16 protein-coding genes are annotated in these 15,339 nt (G+C 72.4%); 11 read left to right on the top strand and 5 right to left on the bottom strand.

What is annotated here, in order from left to right; all coding sequences use genetic code 11:
* On the bottom strand, positions 1 to 279 hold the full coding sequence (pspAA, locus tag IPZ69_RS15940) for a PspA-associated protein PspAA (RefSeq protein ID WP_235454794.1): 279 nt from the start codon (positions 277 to 279) through the stop codon (positions 1 to 3).
* Between the two features lie 29 nt (positions 280 to 308).
* Positions 309 to 1,100, bottom strand: a complete 792-nt coding sequence (locus IPZ69_RS15945) for a PspA/IM30 family protein (RefSeq protein WP_235454780.1) — start codon at positions 1,098 to 1,100, stop codon at positions 309 to 311.
* Positions 1,101 to 1,311: 211 nt separating this feature from the next.
* Between IPZ69_RS15945 and IPZ69_RS15950 the strand changes: the two genes are divergently transcribed.
* Together IPZ69_RS15950 and IPZ69_RS15955 are read left to right on the top strand one after the other, a co-directional pair.
* Positions 1,312 to 1,986: a DUF3043 domain-containing protein gene (locus tag IPZ69_RS15950; protein WP_235454795.1), complete on the top strand. Its 675-nt coding sequence runs from the start codon at positions 1,312 to 1,314 to the stop codon at positions 1,984 to 1,986.
* An 83-nt stretch (positions 1,987 to 2,069) separates the two neighbouring features.
* Positions 2,070 to 2,771, top strand: a complete 702-nt coding sequence (locus IPZ69_RS15955) for a class I SAM-dependent methyltransferase (RefSeq protein ID WP_235454796.1) — start codon at positions 2,070 to 2,072, stop codon at positions 2,769 to 2,771.
* Between the two features lie 74 nt (positions 2,772 to 2,845).
* Here IPZ69_RS15955 and IPZ69_RS15960 read toward each other — a convergent pair whose 3' ends face one another.
* A complete protein-coding gene (locus IPZ69_RS15960; RefSeq protein WP_235454781.1) occupies positions 2,846 to 3,058 on the bottom strand; it encodes a hypothetical protein in 213 nt (70 codons plus the stop codon).
* Between the two features lie 113 nt (positions 3,059 to 3,171).
* Here IPZ69_RS15960 and IPZ69_RS15965 point away from each other — a divergent pair, with 113 nt between their 5' ends.
* On the top strand, positions 3,172 to 4,380 hold the full coding sequence (locus IPZ69_RS15965) for a bifunctional adenosylcobinamide kinase/adenosylcobinamide-phosphate guanylyltransferase (RefSeq protein WP_235454782.1): 1,209 nt from the start codon (positions 3,172 to 3,174) through the stop codon (positions 4,378 to 4,380).
* A 3-nt stretch (positions 4,381 to 4,383) separates the two neighbouring features.
* Here the strand turns inward: IPZ69_RS15965 and IPZ69_RS15970 are convergent, their stop codons facing one another.
* Positions 4,384 to 5,394: a class I SAM-dependent methyltransferase gene (locus IPZ69_RS15970; RefSeq protein ID WP_235454783.1), complete on the bottom strand. Its 1,011-nt coding sequence runs from the start codon at positions 5,392 to 5,394 to the stop codon at positions 4,384 to 4,386.
* Positions 5,395 to 5,527: 133 nt separating this feature from the next.
* Between IPZ69_RS15970 and cobT the strand changes: the two genes are divergently transcribed.
* The 3 genes from cobT to IPZ69_RS15985 all read left to right on the top strand — a co-directional run bounded on the left by cobT (position 5,528) and on the right by IPZ69_RS15985 (position 9,396).
* On the top strand, positions 5,528 to 6,640 hold the full coding sequence (gene cobT / locus IPZ69_RS15975) for a nicotinate-nucleotide--dimethylbenzimidazole phosphoribosyltransferase (protein WP_235454784.1): 1,113 nt from the start codon (positions 5,528 to 5,530) through the stop codon (positions 6,638 to 6,640).
* A gap of 141 nt (positions 6,641 to 6,781) precedes the next feature.
* On the top strand, positions 6,782 to 8,578 hold the full coding sequence (locus tag IPZ69_RS15980; RefSeq protein ID WP_374293279.1) for a phosphatidylglycerol lysyltransferase domain-containing protein: 1,797 nt from the start codon (positions 6,782 to 6,784) through the stop codon (positions 8,576 to 8,578).
* Positions 8,575 to 9,396, top strand: coding sequence for a hypothetical protein (locus IPZ69_RS15985; RefSeq protein WP_235454785.1), 822 nt, complete (start codon positions 8,575 to 8,577; stop codon positions 9,394 to 9,396). The genes IPZ69_RS15980 and IPZ69_RS15985 overlap by 4 nt, the downstream gene beginning before the upstream one ends.
* On the opposite strand, the gene IPZ69_RS15990 is transcribed toward IPZ69_RS15985, so the two are convergent.
* On the bottom strand, positions 9,336 to 10,100 hold the full coding sequence (locus IPZ69_RS15990; RefSeq protein ID WP_235454786.1) for a hypothetical protein: 765 nt from the start codon (positions 10,098 to 10,100) through the stop codon (positions 9,336 to 9,338). The two genes, IPZ69_RS15985 and IPZ69_RS15990, sit on opposite strands and share 61 nt — an antisense overlap.
* A 72-nt stretch (positions 10,101 to 10,172) precedes the next feature.
* Here IPZ69_RS15990 and IPZ69_RS15995 point away from each other — a divergent pair, with 72 nt between their 5' ends.
* From IPZ69_RS15995 to IPZ69_RS16015, 5 genes are all read left to right on the top strand, one after another.
* Positions 10,173 to 10,976, top strand: a complete 804-nt coding sequence (locus IPZ69_RS15995) for an adenosylcobinamide-GDP ribazoletransferase (RefSeq protein WP_235454787.1) — start codon at positions 10,173 to 10,175, stop codon at positions 10,974 to 10,976.
* Between the two features lie 45 nt (positions 10,977 to 11,021).
* Entirely contained in the window at positions 11,022 to 11,627 is a 606-nt protein-coding gene (locus IPZ69_RS16000) for an RDD family protein (RefSeq protein ID WP_235454788.1), read from the top strand.
* Positions 11,628 to 11,864: 237 nt separating this feature from the next.
* Positions 11,865 to 13,391 (top strand): leucyl aminopeptidase, encoded by a 1,527-nt coding sequence (locus IPZ69_RS16005; RefSeq protein ID WP_235454789.1) that lies wholly within the window; start codon positions 11,865 to 11,867, stop codon positions 13,389 to 13,391.
* Between the two features lie 284 nt (positions 13,392 to 13,675).
* Positions 13,676 to 15,064 carry a dihydrolipoyl dehydrogenase gene (gene lpdA, locus IPZ69_RS16010; protein WP_235454790.1) on the top strand — a complete coding sequence of 463 codons (1,389 nt, stop codon included), beginning with the start codon at positions 13,676 to 13,678 and terminating at the stop codon, positions 15,062 to 15,064.
* Between the two features lie 62 nt (positions 15,065 to 15,126).
* Positions 15,127 to 15,339, top strand: a 213-nt coding sequence (locus IPZ69_RS16015) for a biotin/lipoyl-containing protein (protein ID WP_308407472.1), incomplete at its 3' end; no start/stop codon positions are given.

Below are 15,339 nucleotides of genomic sequence, written 5' to 3' on the forward strand. Positions count from 1 at the left end.
TCACCCCGGAATGAGACCGTCGTCGCTGAGCAGGTCCCGGACCTCCTCCAGGGTCGCGTCCTCGGACGGGAGGATGAGGTCGGAGGGGTCGAGGGAGTCGTCGGGCACGGGTTCGCCGAGGTCGCGGACCTTGGCCAGGAGGGCCTGGAGGGTGCGGCGGAAGCCGGGGCCGTCGCCGTTCTCCATCTCGGCGAGCAGCTCGTCGTCCAGCTTGTTGAGTTCGGTGAGGTGGCTTTCGGCCAGCCTCACCTGCCCCTCGCCCATGATCCGTACGATCATGTCCGCCATCTCGCCCTCCAGGACGTCGGCTACTGCTTGTCGAAGCGCGGGGTGTCCTGCGGCTGCTGGGACTGCTGTCCCTGGCCCGTGCCGCCCTCGATCGCCTGCTGGGGCGATCCGCCCGCCAGCTCCGCCTTCATGCGCTGGAGTTCCAGCTCTACATCCGTACCACCGGAGAGCCGGTCCAGCTCGGCCTGGATGTCGTCCTTGGCCATGCCGGACGGGTCGTCGAGGGCGCCGGAGGCGAGCAGCTCGTCGATGGCGCCGGCCCGGGCCTGGAGCTGGGCCGTCTTGTCCTCGGCACGCTGGATGGCCAGGCCGACGTCGCCCATCTCCTCGGAGATGCCGGTGAAGGCCTCGCCGATGCGGGTCTGCGCCTGGGCGGCGGTGTACGTGGCCTTGATCGTCTCCTTCTTCGTACGGAAGGCGTCGACCTTGGCCTGGAGTCGCTGGGCCGCCAGGGTGAGCTTCTCCTCCTCGCCCTGGAGGGTCGTGTGCTGCGTTTCGAGGTCCGTGACCTGCTGCTGGAGGGCGGCGCGGCGGGACAGCGCCTCACGGGCGAGGTCCTCGCGGCCCAGCGCGAGCGCCTTGCGGCCCTGGTCCTCCAGCTTGGTGGACTGCTGCTGGAGCTGGTTGAGCTGGAGTTCCAGGCGCTTGCGCGAGGTGGCCACGTCCGCGACGCCGCGGCGGACCTTCTGGAGCAGCTCCAGCTGCTTCTGGTACGAGTAATCGAGGGTCTCGCGCGGGTCCTCGGCCCGGTCAAGGGCCTTGTTCGCCTTCGCGCGGAAGATCATCCCCATACGCTTCATGACACCGCTCATGGGCTTCGCGCGCCCCCTTCTGACGGACTCCAGCTCACAGATCCTGCGACAGAACCCACAGTACGGGCCCTGCATCCATTACCGCACCGTTCGGGGACGGATGCTGTCCTCCCCAAGGACGACTGCGTACGTACCCGCTCCGGCGTAGGGAGTAGGTGACCCTCGGGGTGGCCACCGGGTGAACCGTCTGCAACGTCCCCTCTGTCCCGTACTGACGATCGGTGTTGCCGGATCGTTCCCCACCGGGCTGGGGTCTACGCCCCGCCACCCCGTACCCTTGGGTTTTGTGTTTCGTAGCCGTGCCAAGGACGAGAAGGCCACCCCCGCCGACAAGGCGCCGGTGACCGACTCCAATCAGCCCCGTGACCCGCAGGCCCCGAAGGGTCGGCCCACGCCCAAGCGCAGTGAGGCCCAGTCCCAGCGCCGCAGCGTCGCCAGTACCCCGACGACCCGCAAGGACGCCGCCAAGCGGCAGCGCGAGGAGCGCCGCCAGGCCCTGGACCGGCAGCGCCAGGCGCTGTCGGGCGGCGACGAGCGGTACCTGCCGGCCCGCGACAAGGGCCCGGTCCGCAAGTTCGCCCGCGACTGGGTCGACGCGCGCTTCAACGTGGCGGAGTTCTTCCTGCCGCTGGCCGTGGTCATCCTGGTGCTGAGCGTGGTGCAGGTGCCCGCGCTGCAGAACATCGCGCTGCTGCTGTGGCTGGTCGTGATCGTGCTGATCGTGCTCGACTCGATCCTGTCCGGGTTCCGGCTGAAGAAGCGGCTGGCGGAGCGCTTCCCCGACACGAACAAGCGGGGCGCGGTCGCGTACGCCCTGATGCGCTCCCTCCAGATGCGTCGGCTCCGGCTGCCCAAGCCGCAGGTCAAGCGCGGAGAGCGGCCCTGAGCGCAGACTCTTTCTCGGGGGGCGCGGCACGCGTGTGGCTGAGCAGACTCGGCGGATTGCGTGATGTCGTACGCCAGGAGCTGGTGGCCCGGCAGCTCGACGAGCAGATAGCCGGGCGGTTCCCGGTCGGGCAGCGACTGCGGGTGCTCGACGTGGGGATGGGCCAGGGCACGCAGGCGCTGCGGCTGGCCCGGGCCGGCCATCAGGTGACCGGTGTCGAGCGGGACACCACGATGATCACGGCCGCGCGGGAGGCCCTGTCCGGTGAGCCGGAGGGGATCCGCGAGCGGATGCGGATCGTCGAGGGCGACGGGCGGGACACGGGCGTCCACTTCCTGCCGGGCAGCTTCGACGTGGTGCTGTGCCACGGCGTACTCATGTACGTCGAGGATCCCGACGCACTGCTGGCCGGGCTGGCCCGGATGCTGGCGCCCGGCGGGCTGCTGTCGCTGCTGGTGCGCAACGGGGACGCGCTGGCCGTCCGGCCGGGGCTGAGCGGGGACTGGGCGGGTGCGCTCGCGGCGTTCGACACGACCGCCTACCGCAACCGGCTGGGGCTCGACGTACGGGCCGACCGGCTGGACACCCTGACGGCGACGCTGGCCGGGATCGGGGCGCCGCTGCACGCCTGGTACGGCGTGCGGGTCTTCACGGACACGGCGGCGGACGGGGCGGAGATCCCGGCCGACGTGAACACCCTGCTGGCCGCGGAGGAGCGGGCGGGCCGGACGGATCCCTACCGGGGTGTGGCGGCGCTGCTGCACCTGTGCGGGGTACGGGGCTGACCGAGTCCCGGCACCGGTGACGAGGGGCGGTTCGCGGTGAGTGCGGCGACCGCCCCCCTGCCGCCTCGGCGCCGTTACGACTCGTCGGCGTGCAGGTTCATCGGGCCGTAGATCTCCGTGGCGTCCTCGAACAGCCGTACCTGGTCCGCGCCGCCTTCGAGCAGGGCCTTCCAGTGCTCACCGATCCACGATTCGGCATCCCCCTGCGTGGTGAACTCCTCCGGCTCCACCGCGGGCTGGACCTCCGTCCCGTCGGCCTTCTCGAACCGCCACGTCCATGCCGCCATGTACGCCTCCCTGGTCTGAGCACATGCGGAGCAGCAGCCGGATCTTGGTCCGGCTCCTGCCCGCAGCCTAGTCGGATGCGCAAGACCAGCGGCGACAGGCGAAAATCAGGTCCGTGGAAGTGACTTTGCTCGGCACCGGTGCCCCGGCGGGCCTGCCCCGCTCCGACTGTCCCTGCGCGGTGTGCGCGTCCGCGCTCGGACCGGACGCGCGGGCGGCCACCGCGCTGCTGGTCGACGAGGCGCTGATGCTCGACCTGACGCCCGGCGCGGCGTTCGCGGCGGCACGGGCGGGGCACTCGCTGGGCGGCGTACGCCAAGTGCTGCTCTCGCATCCGCACGAGGGACCGGCCGTGGAGGTGCCGGCCGGCCTGCCGCAACCGGTACGGGTGCCGGACGGGCGGGAGTTGACGCTGCTGACGGGGCATCGGGTGCGCGCGCTGGCGATGGACGCGGGCGGCACCGGGTACGCGGTGACCGGGCCGGACGGGCAGCGACTGCTGTATCTGCCGCCGGGGGGCGCGCCGGCCGGGCTGGAGGAGGGGTCGGCCTCCGCCGAGGTGTACGACATGGTGCTCGCGGACGTCGTGGGGCGCCCGGACGCGCTGGCGAGGCTGCGGGCGGTGGGCTCGGTCGGGCCGACGACGGACGTCGTCGCCGTGCACCTGGACCATGACGTGCCGCCGGGCCCGGAGCTGCGGCGACGGCTGGCCGCGGCGGGCGCGCGGGCGGTGCCGGACGGGACGACGCTGGTGGTGGGGGCGTACGAGGACGTCCCGGACGTGCCGCGCCGCACGCTGGTGCTGGGCGGTGCCCGGTCGGGGAAGTCGGTGGAGGCCGAGCGCCGGCTGGAGTCGTTCCCGGACGTGCTGTACGTGGCGACGGGCGGTTCGCGCAACGGGGACACGGAGTGGGCGGCACGGGTGGCCGCGCACCGGGACCGGCGGCCGGGCTCGTGGCGTACGACGGAGACGTGCGACCTCGTGCCGTTGCTGGCGCAGGACGGGTCGCCGCTGCTGATCGACTGTCTGTCGCTGTGGCTGACGGACGCGATGGACTCCGTCGGGGCGTGGGACGACGCGGAGTGGGCGGCCGGCGGCGAGCGCGCCCTGCGCGAGCGGGTACGGGAGTTGACGACGGCGGTGCGCGCCACCCGGCGGACCGTGGTCGCCGTGTCCAACGAGGTGGGGTCGGGGATCGTGCCCGCCACGGCGTCCGGGCGGCGCTACCGCGACGAACTGGGGCGGCTGAACGCGGCGTTCGCGACCGAGTGCGAGCAGGTCCTGCTGGTCGTCGCGGGCCAGGCCCTGGTGCTGCGCGGGTGAGGGCTACGCCCCCGGCCCGGTGTCCTTGCGGGCGATGACGCGGTAGGCGTTGGAGAAGCGGGTGCGGCGGAGCAGGGGGGCCAGGGCGTGGTCCAGGACCGTGGCCGCGACCACCAGCGGGGTGGTCGCCCGCAGCCATCTCTTCGGCAGGAGGTGGGCGAGGGCCAGGGAGAGGGCGGCTGACAGGTCGTAGGGCAGGTGGGCGGCCCTGCGGTCGGTCGCCACGACGGTGCAGCCCTGGGACTCCAGTTCCGCGCGGAGGTTGTCCAGGGGCAGCAGGTGCAGGTGGCGGGGTCCGCCGCCGGGGAGCCACCACTTGCCCAGCAGCACGGCGAACGCGCTGTGCGGGTCGGGGACTTCGACGAGGAGATGGCCGCCGGGGCGCAGGGCGGTCAGGGCGGCGCGGAGTTCGGCGCGCGGGTCGGGGGTGTGTTCCAGGTGGTGGAACATGCTGACCACGTCGTAGCGGGAGCGCAGGCGGGCGAGGACCTCGGGGGTGGTGAGGTGGCCCAGGTGGGCCTCCTCGACATGGCCGGCCGCGCGGGCCCGCTCGACGCGCTCGGTGGGGTCCAGGCCGTCGAACGCGGTGTACGGGAACAGCTCCCTGGCCGTCTCCGGGAAGTGGGCGTGGCCCGTGCCGACGTCCAGCCAGCTCTCCGGCTCACGGCTCTCCGGATCGGGCAGGGTCAGCATCGCGCGGGCGGCGGCCCGGTGGTGCCGGCGGCGGGTGCGGTCGGCGCGGATCCGTTCGGCGAAGTCCTCGGTGCCTTCGACGGTGCCCTCGTAGAAGTCCCGGTGGTGGAAGGCGAGTCCCTCCGCGGTCAGCCGGGGGTTCTGGAAGGCGTGGGCGCAGTCCCGGCATTCGTCGACGACGAAGGTACCGGAGCCGTACCGCGGGGTGCCGGGCGCGCGCAGCCGGGTGCGCAGGCTCGTCGAGCCGCACCAGGGGCAGTCCTCGCGGCGCGGTTCGTGGAATCCGTCGGTGGACTGCGGGGTGGGGGGCGAGGACTGCATGGGCGGCTCCCTGTACGACAATCCGCTGCAAAACGGAACGTATGGGATCCGGATCTTGGGTGCAAAGACATCGTGGTGGTGTGGTGGCGATGTGGCGCGGAACCCTTCGTTCGCTGGCGGTACTGTTCGGCGAATGAGCTCCCTTAATCTCGACGACTTCACCGATCTGATCGAGCGCCCGGACGGGGGCGTGCGCCGTGACGCCGAGGCACACCGGGAACGTCTGCTCGTGCCGCCCGGGTCCCTGGGGCGCCTCGACGAGCTGGGTGAGTGGCTGGCCGCCGCGCAGGGGGCCGTACCGGTCCGGACGGTCGACCGGCCGCGGGTGGTGCTCTTCGCCGGTGACCACGGGATCGCCGGACTGGGGGTCTCGGCCCGGCCCGCGGGCAGCGCGGTGACGCTGGTGCGGTCCGTGCTTGAGGGCGGCAGCCCGGTCGCGGTGCTGGCGCGGCGGTTCGGGGTGCCGGTGCGGGTCGTGGACATGGCGCTGGACTGCGAGCCGGACGCGTTGCCGGCGGAGGTCGTACGGCACCGGGTGCGGCGCGGCAGCGGTCGTATCGACATCGAGGACGCGCTGACCCAGGAGGAGGCCGAGGCGGCCTTCCTGGCGGGGGTCGCGGTGGCCGACGAGGAGGCCGACTCCGGTACGGATCTGGTGGTGCTCGGCGATGTGAGCGTGGGCGGGACCACGGCGGCGGCCGTGCTCGTGGCGGCGCTGTGCGGGACCGACGCGTCGGTGGTGACCGGGCGGGGCGGGCTCGCGATCGACGACCTCACGTGGATGCGCAAGTGCGCGGCCGTGCGGGACGCGCTGCGGCGGGCACGGCCGGTGCTCGGGGACCAGTTGCTGCTGCTGGCGACCGTGGGCGGCGCCGATCTCGCGGCGATGACCGGTTTCCTGTTGCAGGCCGCGGTGCGGAAGCTGCCGGTGATCCTGGACGGGGTGGTGGCGTCCGCGTGCGCGCTGGTCGGACAGCGCATCGCGTTCCGGGCGCCGGACTGGTGGCTGGCCGGGCACAACAGCGGGGAGCCGGGGCAGGCGAAGGCGCTGGACCGCATGGCCCTCGAACCGCTCCTGGACCAGGGCGTCACCGTCGGCGAGGCCGCGGGCGCGCTCCTCGCCCTGCCCCTGGTCCAGTCCGCGGCGGCACTGGCCGCGGAGCTTCCCGAGCGGGAGCCGGCGGAGAAGCCCGAGACATCAGAGCTGTCGGAGACGTCAGAGGCGCCGGAGGCCGAGGAGGACTAGCGGGCCGGCGGCAACGGCACGGCGGCCCGCGGGTTCGGGTTCGGGTTCACGCTCGGGCTCGGGCTCGGGCTCGGGCTCGGGGAAAGTTGCGCCCACCCGGAGACGTGGTTCGCCGGGTATGCGCACATATGATCCTCCTCTATGGGAGATGCCCGAATTGCCGCGGAGCAGGAAGCCAACCCGGGGCGCCCGGGTGACATGGTGCGCGCCGGTGGTGCGGCCTCCTCGTGGGGGGCCGCCTTCGCCGTCTGGTACCTGCGGGCCGTCGCCTTCATCAACTTCCTCAGCGCGGTGTGGGTCTCCCTGGGGCAGGACGTGCGGCGGCACAACCACGAGAACTTCTTCACGCCCTACCTGCTGACCGCCGGCTTCGCCTCCGGCGTGTTCACCGCCTTCCTCGCGATCACCATGCGCCGCCGCAAGCGGGCCGCGTGGATCCTGAACCTCGTGCTGAGCGGCCTGTTCCTGGCCCTGTTCGCGCTCGCCATGGCGTTCCCGGAGATCAGGCAGTACGCGCAGAACTGGATCTCCCTGGGCCTGACGGCCGCCTTCGTCGCCGCGCTGCTCGTCGGCCGCCGGCAGTTCTACGCCAAGGGCGACCGGGCCAACCCCAAACTCGCCGCCACCGTCGCGATCGGCGGCGGCCTCGTCGCCTCCCTCTTGGCCGCGCTCCTGGTGACCGCCACCGACCAGGCCCCGGACGCCGCCCACTCGACGTTCCTGGAGCGCTGGCACTACGGCACGCTGCGGCTGATCTCGGTCTCCGCCGACGAGTCCCGCTTTCCCGGGATCTCCACCCCGAACTGGGTCAACGTCGTCATCAACGTGCTCAGCACGGCCCTCGTCCTCGCCGTCCTGTACGCCGCCTTCCGCTCCCGGCGCGCCGTCGACGCGCTCACCGAGGACGACGAGAAGCGGCTGCGGGCGCTGCTCGACCGCAACGGCGAGCGGGACTCGCTCGGCTACTTCGCGCTGCGCCGGGAGAAGAGCGTCGTGTGGTCGCCGACCGGGAAGGCGGCGGTGGCCTACCGGGTCGTGGGCGGGGTGTCCCTGGCCTCGGGGGACCCGCTCGGCGACCCGGAGGCCTGGCCCGGGGCGATCGTGCCGTGGCTCGCCGAGGCGCGGGCGCACGGCTGGATCCCGGCCGTGATGGGCGCGAGCGAGGAGGCCGGGACCGTGTACGCGCGGCACGGCCTTGACGCCCTCGAACTCGGCGACGAGGCGATCGTGGACGTCGCCGAGTTCACGCTGGAGGGACGGGCGATGCGCACCGTCCGGCAGGCCTACAACCGGGTCAAGCGGGCCGGCTACGAGGTGCGGATCCGACGGCACGCCAACATCCCGGCGGACGAGATGGCGTACCTGATCGAGCGCGCGGACGACTGGCGCGACGGGGCCACCGAGCGCGGGTTCAGCATGGCGCTGGGCCGGCTCGGCGATCCGGACGACGGGCAGTGCGTGATGCTGGAGTGCACGGACGCGACCGGCCGGCTCAGGGCGCTGCTGTCCTTCGTGCCGTGGGGACCGCACGGCCTGTCCCTGGACCTCATGCGCCGCGACCGGGATTCGGACAACGGCCTGATGGAGTTCATGGTCATCGAACTCCTGCGCCGCGCCGGCGAGATCAGGATCACTCAGGTCTCCCTCAACTTCGCCATGTTCCGCTCCGTCTTCGAACGCGGCGCACGTCTCGGCGCCGGGCCGGTGCTGAGGCTGTGGCGCTCCCTGCTCAGCTTCTTCTCACGCTGGTGGCAGATCGAGTCGCTGTACCGCGCCAACGCCAAGTACCGGCCCATCTGGGAGCCGCGGTTCCTGCTCTTCGAGAAGAGCGCGGACCTGCCGCGCATCGGACTCGCGTCGGCCCGCGCGGAGGGGTTCCTGGAGGCGCCGGGGCTGCCCAAGTGGCTGCACCGCAAGCACCTGGAGACACACAGATGAACTCGCTCGCCCGCTGGGCCCGCGCCGAATGGGGACTGCTTCACGTCACCGTGCGCGAGCCGCTGCAAAAGCGGCACCTGCGGGCGATCCCGATGACGGTCGGGGCGGTGTGCCTGACGGCGCTGCTGCACTTCACGCAGAGCCGGCCGTGGGGGTACCGGTTCATAACGGACGTGGGCACGGTCAGGGCCGAGGACCCGCTGTGGTCGGCCCTCCTGCGCACCCCGCTGTCCCTGTTCGTCCCTGCGCTCGACCTGCCGGTGTGGGGCGCGCTCGCCCAGATCCTGTTCGTGTTCGGGATCGCCGAGCTCTGCCTGGGCCGGCGGCGGACCCTGGCCGTCGCGTACGTCGCGACGCTCGCCGGCACGCTCTACGCCCGCGTCGGCATCGCGCTGGGCCCGGACGCCCCGCTCGGCCTGTCGGCCTCGGACGCGCGGGTCGTGGACACGGGTCCGTCGGCCGCCGTGGTGGGCCTCGCCGTGTACGTCGGCTGGCGGTACGGGGCGTACGTCACCGCCGGTGCGGTGGTGGCGGCGATGGTGGTGGAGGTGCTGCTCAAGGAGAACCTCGCCGGCAAGGAGCATCTGGCGGCCATCGCGGGCGTGACGGTGCTGTGCGTGCTGCCGCCCGCGCTGTGGCAGCGGCGGCGTCAGTGGTCGCGGCGGTGGTCGGCGCGGCGGCCGCCTCAGGGGTGGCGGCGCCGTCGGTGGCGGCGGCCGCGCCAGTGGCAGTGGTTCCGTCAGGTGCGGCGGCGCTGTCACCGGTGGCCGGGGAATCGGGCCGGGTCCGGGTCGGGACGGCCGCCGATCCAGTCCTGAAGGGCGCGGCCGCGGCCGACCCAGCGGCGGTCGTGCCGGTAGGCGCGCAGGACGGACCGGGCGCGGGCGCGCGGGCGGTCGCGGTAGAAGCGCCGCGCCCAGGGGGAACCCGGCAGGGCCAGCCGGACCATTCCCACGAGGGCGATCACGGGGACGACGACTCCGAAGAGCGCCGTGCGGACCTTGCCCTTGCTCAGCGCGATCAGCGAGAAGAAGAAGTTCGCCGCGATGGTCAGGACGACGGTGCCGCGGTCCTGGAGCTCGTCCTGGGTGAGGTCGTTGACGCCGAACGGCAGGAACCCGGCGAGCAGCAGTGCGACGAGGGCGGCGGTGACGACGACGACCTCGACGCTCTTGCGGCCCTCCTCGGACCAGTAGACGTCGTCGAGGTGCAGGATCAGCGCGAACTCGTCCAGGACCAGGCCCGCGCCGATGCCGAAGACGACGGCGGACAGGGCCATGCCGAACCCGTTCCGGTCGCTGGCGACGGCGCCGAAACCGCCGGCGACGATGAGGACGACCCCGGGCACGACGTGGTGGATGTGCAGCCCGCCCGCCTTGACGTTGCCGAACGGGCCCCGGCCCGCCCGGATCAGACGCGTGATCACACGGGTGATCACGAAGGTCAGGACGAACGCGGTGAGGGCGAGGAGCAGCGGGAGTTTGCCGGGTTCGACGATGTTCCGGTCCAGCCAGTGCCCCATGTGCGCACTTTAGCCCTGAACATCCTTTGTTCAGCTGAACATCCCCGCGCGACCGCCCGGTAACCTGCGCCGGTGTCCGATACCGCGCCGACCGCGCCTACCGCGCCTCTCGACGGCCTCCGCTTCGCCTTCGGCACCCTGACCGTGCTGCCGGTCACGGTGCGCCGCTGGGACCGTCGGGCCGCGCGCCCCGGGATGCTGAGCGCCCCGCTGGTCGGGCTGGTCGTCGGCGGCTGCGCCGCCGTGCCGGGCCTCCTGGCGCTGCTCCTGGACGCGGGTCCGCTGCTCGCCGCCGTCGCCACCGTCGCCGTACCCGCCGTACTGACCCGGGGTCTGCACCTCGACGGGCTCGCCGACACCGCGGACGGGCTCGGCAGCGGGAAGCCCGCCGAGGACGCGCTGCGCATCATGAAGCAGTCGGACATCGGGCCGTTCGGTGTGCTCACCCTCGTCCTCGTGCTCCTGGCCCAAGTGGCCGCGCTGGCCCGGATGTACGACGATTCCTGGGCCCGGGGCGCGCTCGCCGCCGTCGTCTCGGCGGTCGCGGCGCGGCTCGCGCTCACCCTGGCCGCCCGCGCCGGGGTGCAGGCCGCCCGGCCGGAGGGGCTGGGGGCGGCGGTCGCGGGCGTGGTCCCGGTGCCGGGCGCGCTGGCCGTGGCGGCGCTCTGCGCGGCGGCGGTGGCGGCCGCGGGCCAACTCCTCGGCCCCTACGGCGGCGTCCACACCGTCCTCGCCCTCGCCGCGTCCCTCGCCGCCGCCGAACTCCTGCTCCGTCACTGCACCCGCCGCTTCGGCGGGATCACCGGCGACGTGTTCGGCGGCCTCGCGGAGACGGCCGCGACCACGGCGCTCGTGGCCCTGTCCTTCGGAGGCTAGGCTCTCCCGCCGACATGGACACATGAGTGTGATCGGGGGACTCCCATGCCGAAGCTGCGCCGTGCCGTGGCCTGGTTCATCGACTTCGGGCTGGTGGTCGCGGCGGCCTCGCTGCTCGCCGTGCTCACCTTCCACCGCATATCCGCGCTCGTCACCGACGTGCCGGACCTCGCGACCCGCGGCGGGTTCGATCTGCTGACCTCGCGCGGCGACGTCGTCGACGCGTCGGCGGACCTCGGGCTGTCGCTGTGGAACAAGGCCGTCCTGTACGTGGAGGAGGCCTTCGCGGCGCTCGCCGTCGTCACCTTCCTCTACCAGTGGGCCTGTCTCGCCCTCGTCGGCAGCACCCTCGGCAAGGGCCTGCTCGGACTGCGCGTCACCCCGAGCCGGCCGCGCCGCGCCGCCCTGCGGGCCGCCGTCACCACCGCGGCCGACGTCGCCGTGTACGCGGTGGCCTGCGTGCTGCTGATCGAGGGCCACTTCGTGCTGTCGGTGCTGGTGTGGACGCTGGCCGTGGTCCTGTTCCTCGTCAACGCGCTGCCGGTGCTCTCCCCCACCCGCCGCTCCCTCGCCGACCGGCTGGCGGGCACCTCGGTCACCGGCTTCGGCCTCGGCGCGGCGGAGGCCGAACCCGTGGCACGGACGTTCTGAAAAGTGACGAAGCGGGAGCCCGGGCGGTAAGTGGCGCAGGCGCCACGGCCGGGTGAACGGCATGCGGGCATGAGCGAACGCACACACACGCGTAGGCTCGTCCCGGGTGTTCGCCGACAGGGTGAAGGCCCCGGTTTCCTACGCGCCCCGGGCCGCGACCCAGGGTCGGCGCCGGGGCCCGGTCGACCCACCCGTTCGGCCACAGCAACTTCACATCGGAAGCGAGATTTCACCACAGTGACTGCTCTCACTCTCAGCACCGCCGCGGCGCCCGGCCTGCGGGCCGACGCGATCGTGATCGGTGTCGCCAAGGGCGCCAAGGGACCCGTCGTCGCGACGGGCGCCGAGGCCGTGGACAAGGCGTACGACGGCCGGCTCGCCGACGTCCTGGAGACCCTCGGTGCCTCCGGTGCCGAGGGCGAACTGACGAAGCTGCCCGCCCCGGCGGGCTTCAAGGCGCCGCTCGTGGTGGCGGTCGGCCTGGGCGCGCAGCCCGAGAAGAAGGCCTCCTTCGACGCCGAGGCGCTGCGCCGGGCCGCGGGTGTCGCCGCCCGCGCCCTGTCCGGCACCAAGAAGGCCGCCTTCGCGCTGCCCGTCGACGACGCCGACGCCGTCGGCGCGATCGGCGAGGGCGTGCTGCTCGGCGCGTACTCCTTCGACGCGTACAAGGAGAACGGCAAGGACCCGAAGGCGAAGAACGGCAAGGGCCCGCTCGCCGAGGCCGCGCTGCTCGGCGGCAAGCCCCGCGACGCCGCCCACAAGGCGGCCCTCGCGCGTGCCACCGCGGTCTCCGAGGAGCTCAACCGCGCCCGCGACCTGATCAACATGCCGCCGAACGACCTCACCCCGGCGGCGTTCGCCGCCGTCGCGCAGGACGCGGCGAAGGAGCACGGTCTCAAGGTCCAGGTGCTCGACGAGAAGGCCCTGACCAAGGGCGGCTACGGCGGCATCCTGGGCGTCGGCGGCGGCTCGGCGGCGGCCCCGCGCCTGGTGAAGCTGTCGTACACGAACTCGAAGGCGAAGAAGCACCTGGCCTTCGTCGGCAAGGGCATCACCTACGACTCGGGCGGCATCTCGCTGAAGCCCGCCGGTCACAACGAGACGATGAAGTGCGACATGAGCGGCGCCGCCGCGGTGTTCGCCGCCGTCGTCGCGGCCGCCCGCCTCGGTCTTGAGGTCAATGTCACCGGCTGGCTGGCGCTGGCCGAGAACATGCCGTCGGGCACCGCGGTCCGCCCGGGTGACGTGCTGCGCATGTACAGCGGCAAGACCGTCGAGGTGCTCAACACGGACGCCGAGGGCCGGCTCGTCCTGGCCGACGCGCTGTGGGCGGCGTCGGCGGAGAAGCCGGACGCGATCGTCGACGTGGCGACGCTGACCGGCGCGATGATGATGGCGCTCGGCAGCCGGCTGTTCGGGATCATGGCCAACGACGACACCTTCCGCTCCACCGTGCACGAGGCGGCGGAGGAGGTCGGCGAGCCGGCCTGGCCGATGCCGCTGCCGGAGCACCTGCGCAAGGGCATGGACTCCCCCACCGCGGACATCGCGAACATGGGCGAGCGGGCGGGCGGCGGCCTGGTCGCCGGTCTCTTCCTGCGCGAGTTCGTCGGCGACGGGATCACCTGGGCGCACCTCGACATCGCCGGACCCGCCTTCAACGAGCAGGGGCCCTTCGGGTACACGCCCAAGGGAGGCACGGGTTCCGCTGTGCGCACGCTGGTGCGGGTCGCCGAGCGGGCGGCCGGCGGCGACCTCGGGTGACGTTCGCCTAGCGGCGCGGACCGTTCCGTCGTAGGGCGGCCGCGGGGGCGTGGGGGCTGGTCGCGCAGTTCCCCGCGCCCCTCAGGGGGCTGCCCTCGAACGTGTCACGGGGGAACGTGGGCTGTCTCACACCACAGCCCCGCGTCTCGAACTCAAGCGACAAGTGCGAAGATGGAGCCCGGCAGGACAGGGCCCCCACCACAGGGCCGAAGAAGAGCGGCCGGACACCAGCCGCCGACCGGTCGTCGAAGACCGGCGTGGCGCACATGCATGGAGGACGTGACGTGGCGAACGACGCCAGCACCGTTTTCGACCTAGTGATCCTCGGCGGTGGTAGCGGTGGTTACGCCGCGGCCCTGCGCGGGGCTCAGCTGGGCCTGGACGTCGCCCTGATCGAGAAGGACAAGGTCGGCGGCACCTGCCTGCACCGGGGATGCATCCCCACCAAGGCCCTGCTGCACGCGGGCGAGATCGCCGATCAGGCCCGCGAGAGCGAGCAGTTCGGCGTCAAGGCCACCTTCGAGGGCATCGACGTCCCCGCCGTCCACAAGTACAAGGACGGCGTCATCTCCGGCCTGTACAAGGGCCTGCAGGGACTCATCGCCTCCCGCAAGGTGACCTACATCGAGGGTGAGGGCCGTCTGTCCTCCCCGACCTCCGTCGACGTGAACGGCCGCCGCGTCCAGGGCCGCCACGTGCTCCTGGCGACCGGCTCCGTGCCGAAGTCGCTGCCGGGTCTGGTCATCGACGGCGACCGGATCATCTCCTCCGACCACGCCCTGGTCCTGGACCGCGTACCGAAGTCCGCGATCATCCTGGGCGGCGGTGTCATCGGCGTCGAGTTCGCTTCGGCGTGGAAGTCCTTCGGCTCGGACGTCACGGTCGTCGAGGGCCTCAAGCACCTCGTCCCGGTCGAGGACGAGAACTCCTCCAAGCTTCTTGAGCGCGCCTTCCGCAAGCGCGGCATCAAGTTCAACCTGGGCACCTTCTTCTCGAAGGCCGAGTACACCCAGGACGGTGTCAAGGTCACCCTCGCCGACGGCAAGGAGTTCGAGGCGGAGGTCCTCCTCGTCGCCGTGGGCCGTGGCCCGGTCTCGCAGGGCCTGGGCTACGAGGAGCAGGGCGTCGCCATGGACCGCGGTTACGTCCTGGTCGACGAGTACATGCGGACGAACGTCCCGACCATCTCCGCCGTCGGTGACCTGGTCCCGACGCTCCAGCTCGCGCACGTCGGCTTCGCCGAGGGCATCCTGGTGGCGGAGCGTCTGGCCGGTCTGAAGACGGTTCCGATCGACTACGACGGTGTCCCGCGGGTGACGTACTGCCACCCGGAGGTCGCCTCCGTCGGTATCACCGAGGCCAAGGCCAAGGAGATCTACGGCGCGGACAAGGTCGTCGCTCTCAAGTACAACCTGGCGGGCAACGGCAAGAGCAAGATCCTGAACACCGCGGGCGAGATCAAGCTCGTCCAGGTGAAGGACGGTGCCGTGGTCGGCGTCCACATGGTCGGCGACCGCATGGGCGAGCAGGTCGGCGAGGCTCAGCTGATCTACAACTGGGAGGCCCTGCCGGCCGAGGTGGCGCAGCTCATCCACGCCCACCCGACGCAGAACGAGGCGCTCGGCGAGGCGCACCTGGCCCTGGCCGGCAAGCCGCTGCACTCCCACGACTGACGCCTTCAGTTTTCGGGCGCGACGACACAGACTTCCGCAATTCGTAAGGAGCAACCGAAACCATGGCGGTTTCCGTAACCCTTCCGGCGCTCGGTGAGAGCGTCACCGAGGGCACTGTCACCCGCTGGCTGAAGGCCGAGGGCGAGCGCGTCGAGGCCGACGAGCCGCTGCTGGAGGTGTCGACCGACAAGGTCGACACCGAGATCCCGGCGCCCGCCTCCGGCATCCTGGCCTCGATCAAGGTCGCCGAGGACGAGACCGTCGAGGTGGGCGCC

The organism is Streptomyces olivochromogenes, from assembly GCF_021538895.1.
GTDB lineage: Bacteria > Actinomycetota > Actinomycetes > Streptomycetales > Streptomycetaceae > Streptomyces > Streptomyces olivochromogenes_A.

What these genes read in the sequence shown, in the direction of transcription:
- cobT (WP_235454784.1), top strand. Translation starts at nt 5,528, where the DNA reads ATGAGCTCCCTTAATCTCGACGACTTCACCGATCTGATCGAGCGCCCG.
- IPZ69_RS15945 (WP_235454780.1), bottom strand. Translation starts at nt 1,100, where the DNA reads ATGAGCGGTGTCATGAAGCGTATGGGGATGATCTTCCGCGCGAAGGCG.
- IPZ69_RS15960 (WP_235454781.1), bottom strand. Translation starts at nt 3,058, where the DNA reads ATGGCGGCATGGACGTGGCGGTTCGAGAAGGCCGACGGGACGGAGGTC.
- IPZ69_RS16000 (WP_235454788.1), top strand. Translation starts at nt 11,022, where the DNA reads ATGCCGAAGCTGCGCCGTGCCGTGGCCTGGTTCATCGACTTCGGGCTG.
- IPZ69_RS15970 (WP_235454783.1), bottom strand. Translation starts at nt 5,394, where the DNA reads ATGCAGTCCTCGCCCCCCACCCCGCAGTCCACCGACGGATTCCACGAA.
- IPZ69_RS15985 (WP_235454785.1), top strand. Translation starts at nt 8,575, where the DNA reads ATGAACTCGCTCGCCCGCTGGGCCCGCGCCGAATGGGGACTGCTTCAC.
- IPZ69_RS15990 (WP_235454786.1), bottom strand. Translation starts at nt 10,100, where the DNA reads ATGGGGCACTGGCTGGACCGGAACATCGTCGAACCCGGCAAACTCCCG.
- pspAA (WP_235454794.1), bottom strand. Translation starts at nt 279, where the DNA reads ATGATCGTACGGATCATGGGCGAGGGGCAGGTGAGGCTGGCCGAAAGC.
- IPZ69_RS15980 (WP_374293279.1), top strand. Translation starts at nt 6,782, where the DNA reads ATGGGAGATGCCCGAATTGCCGCGGAGCAGGAAGCCAACCCGGGGCGC.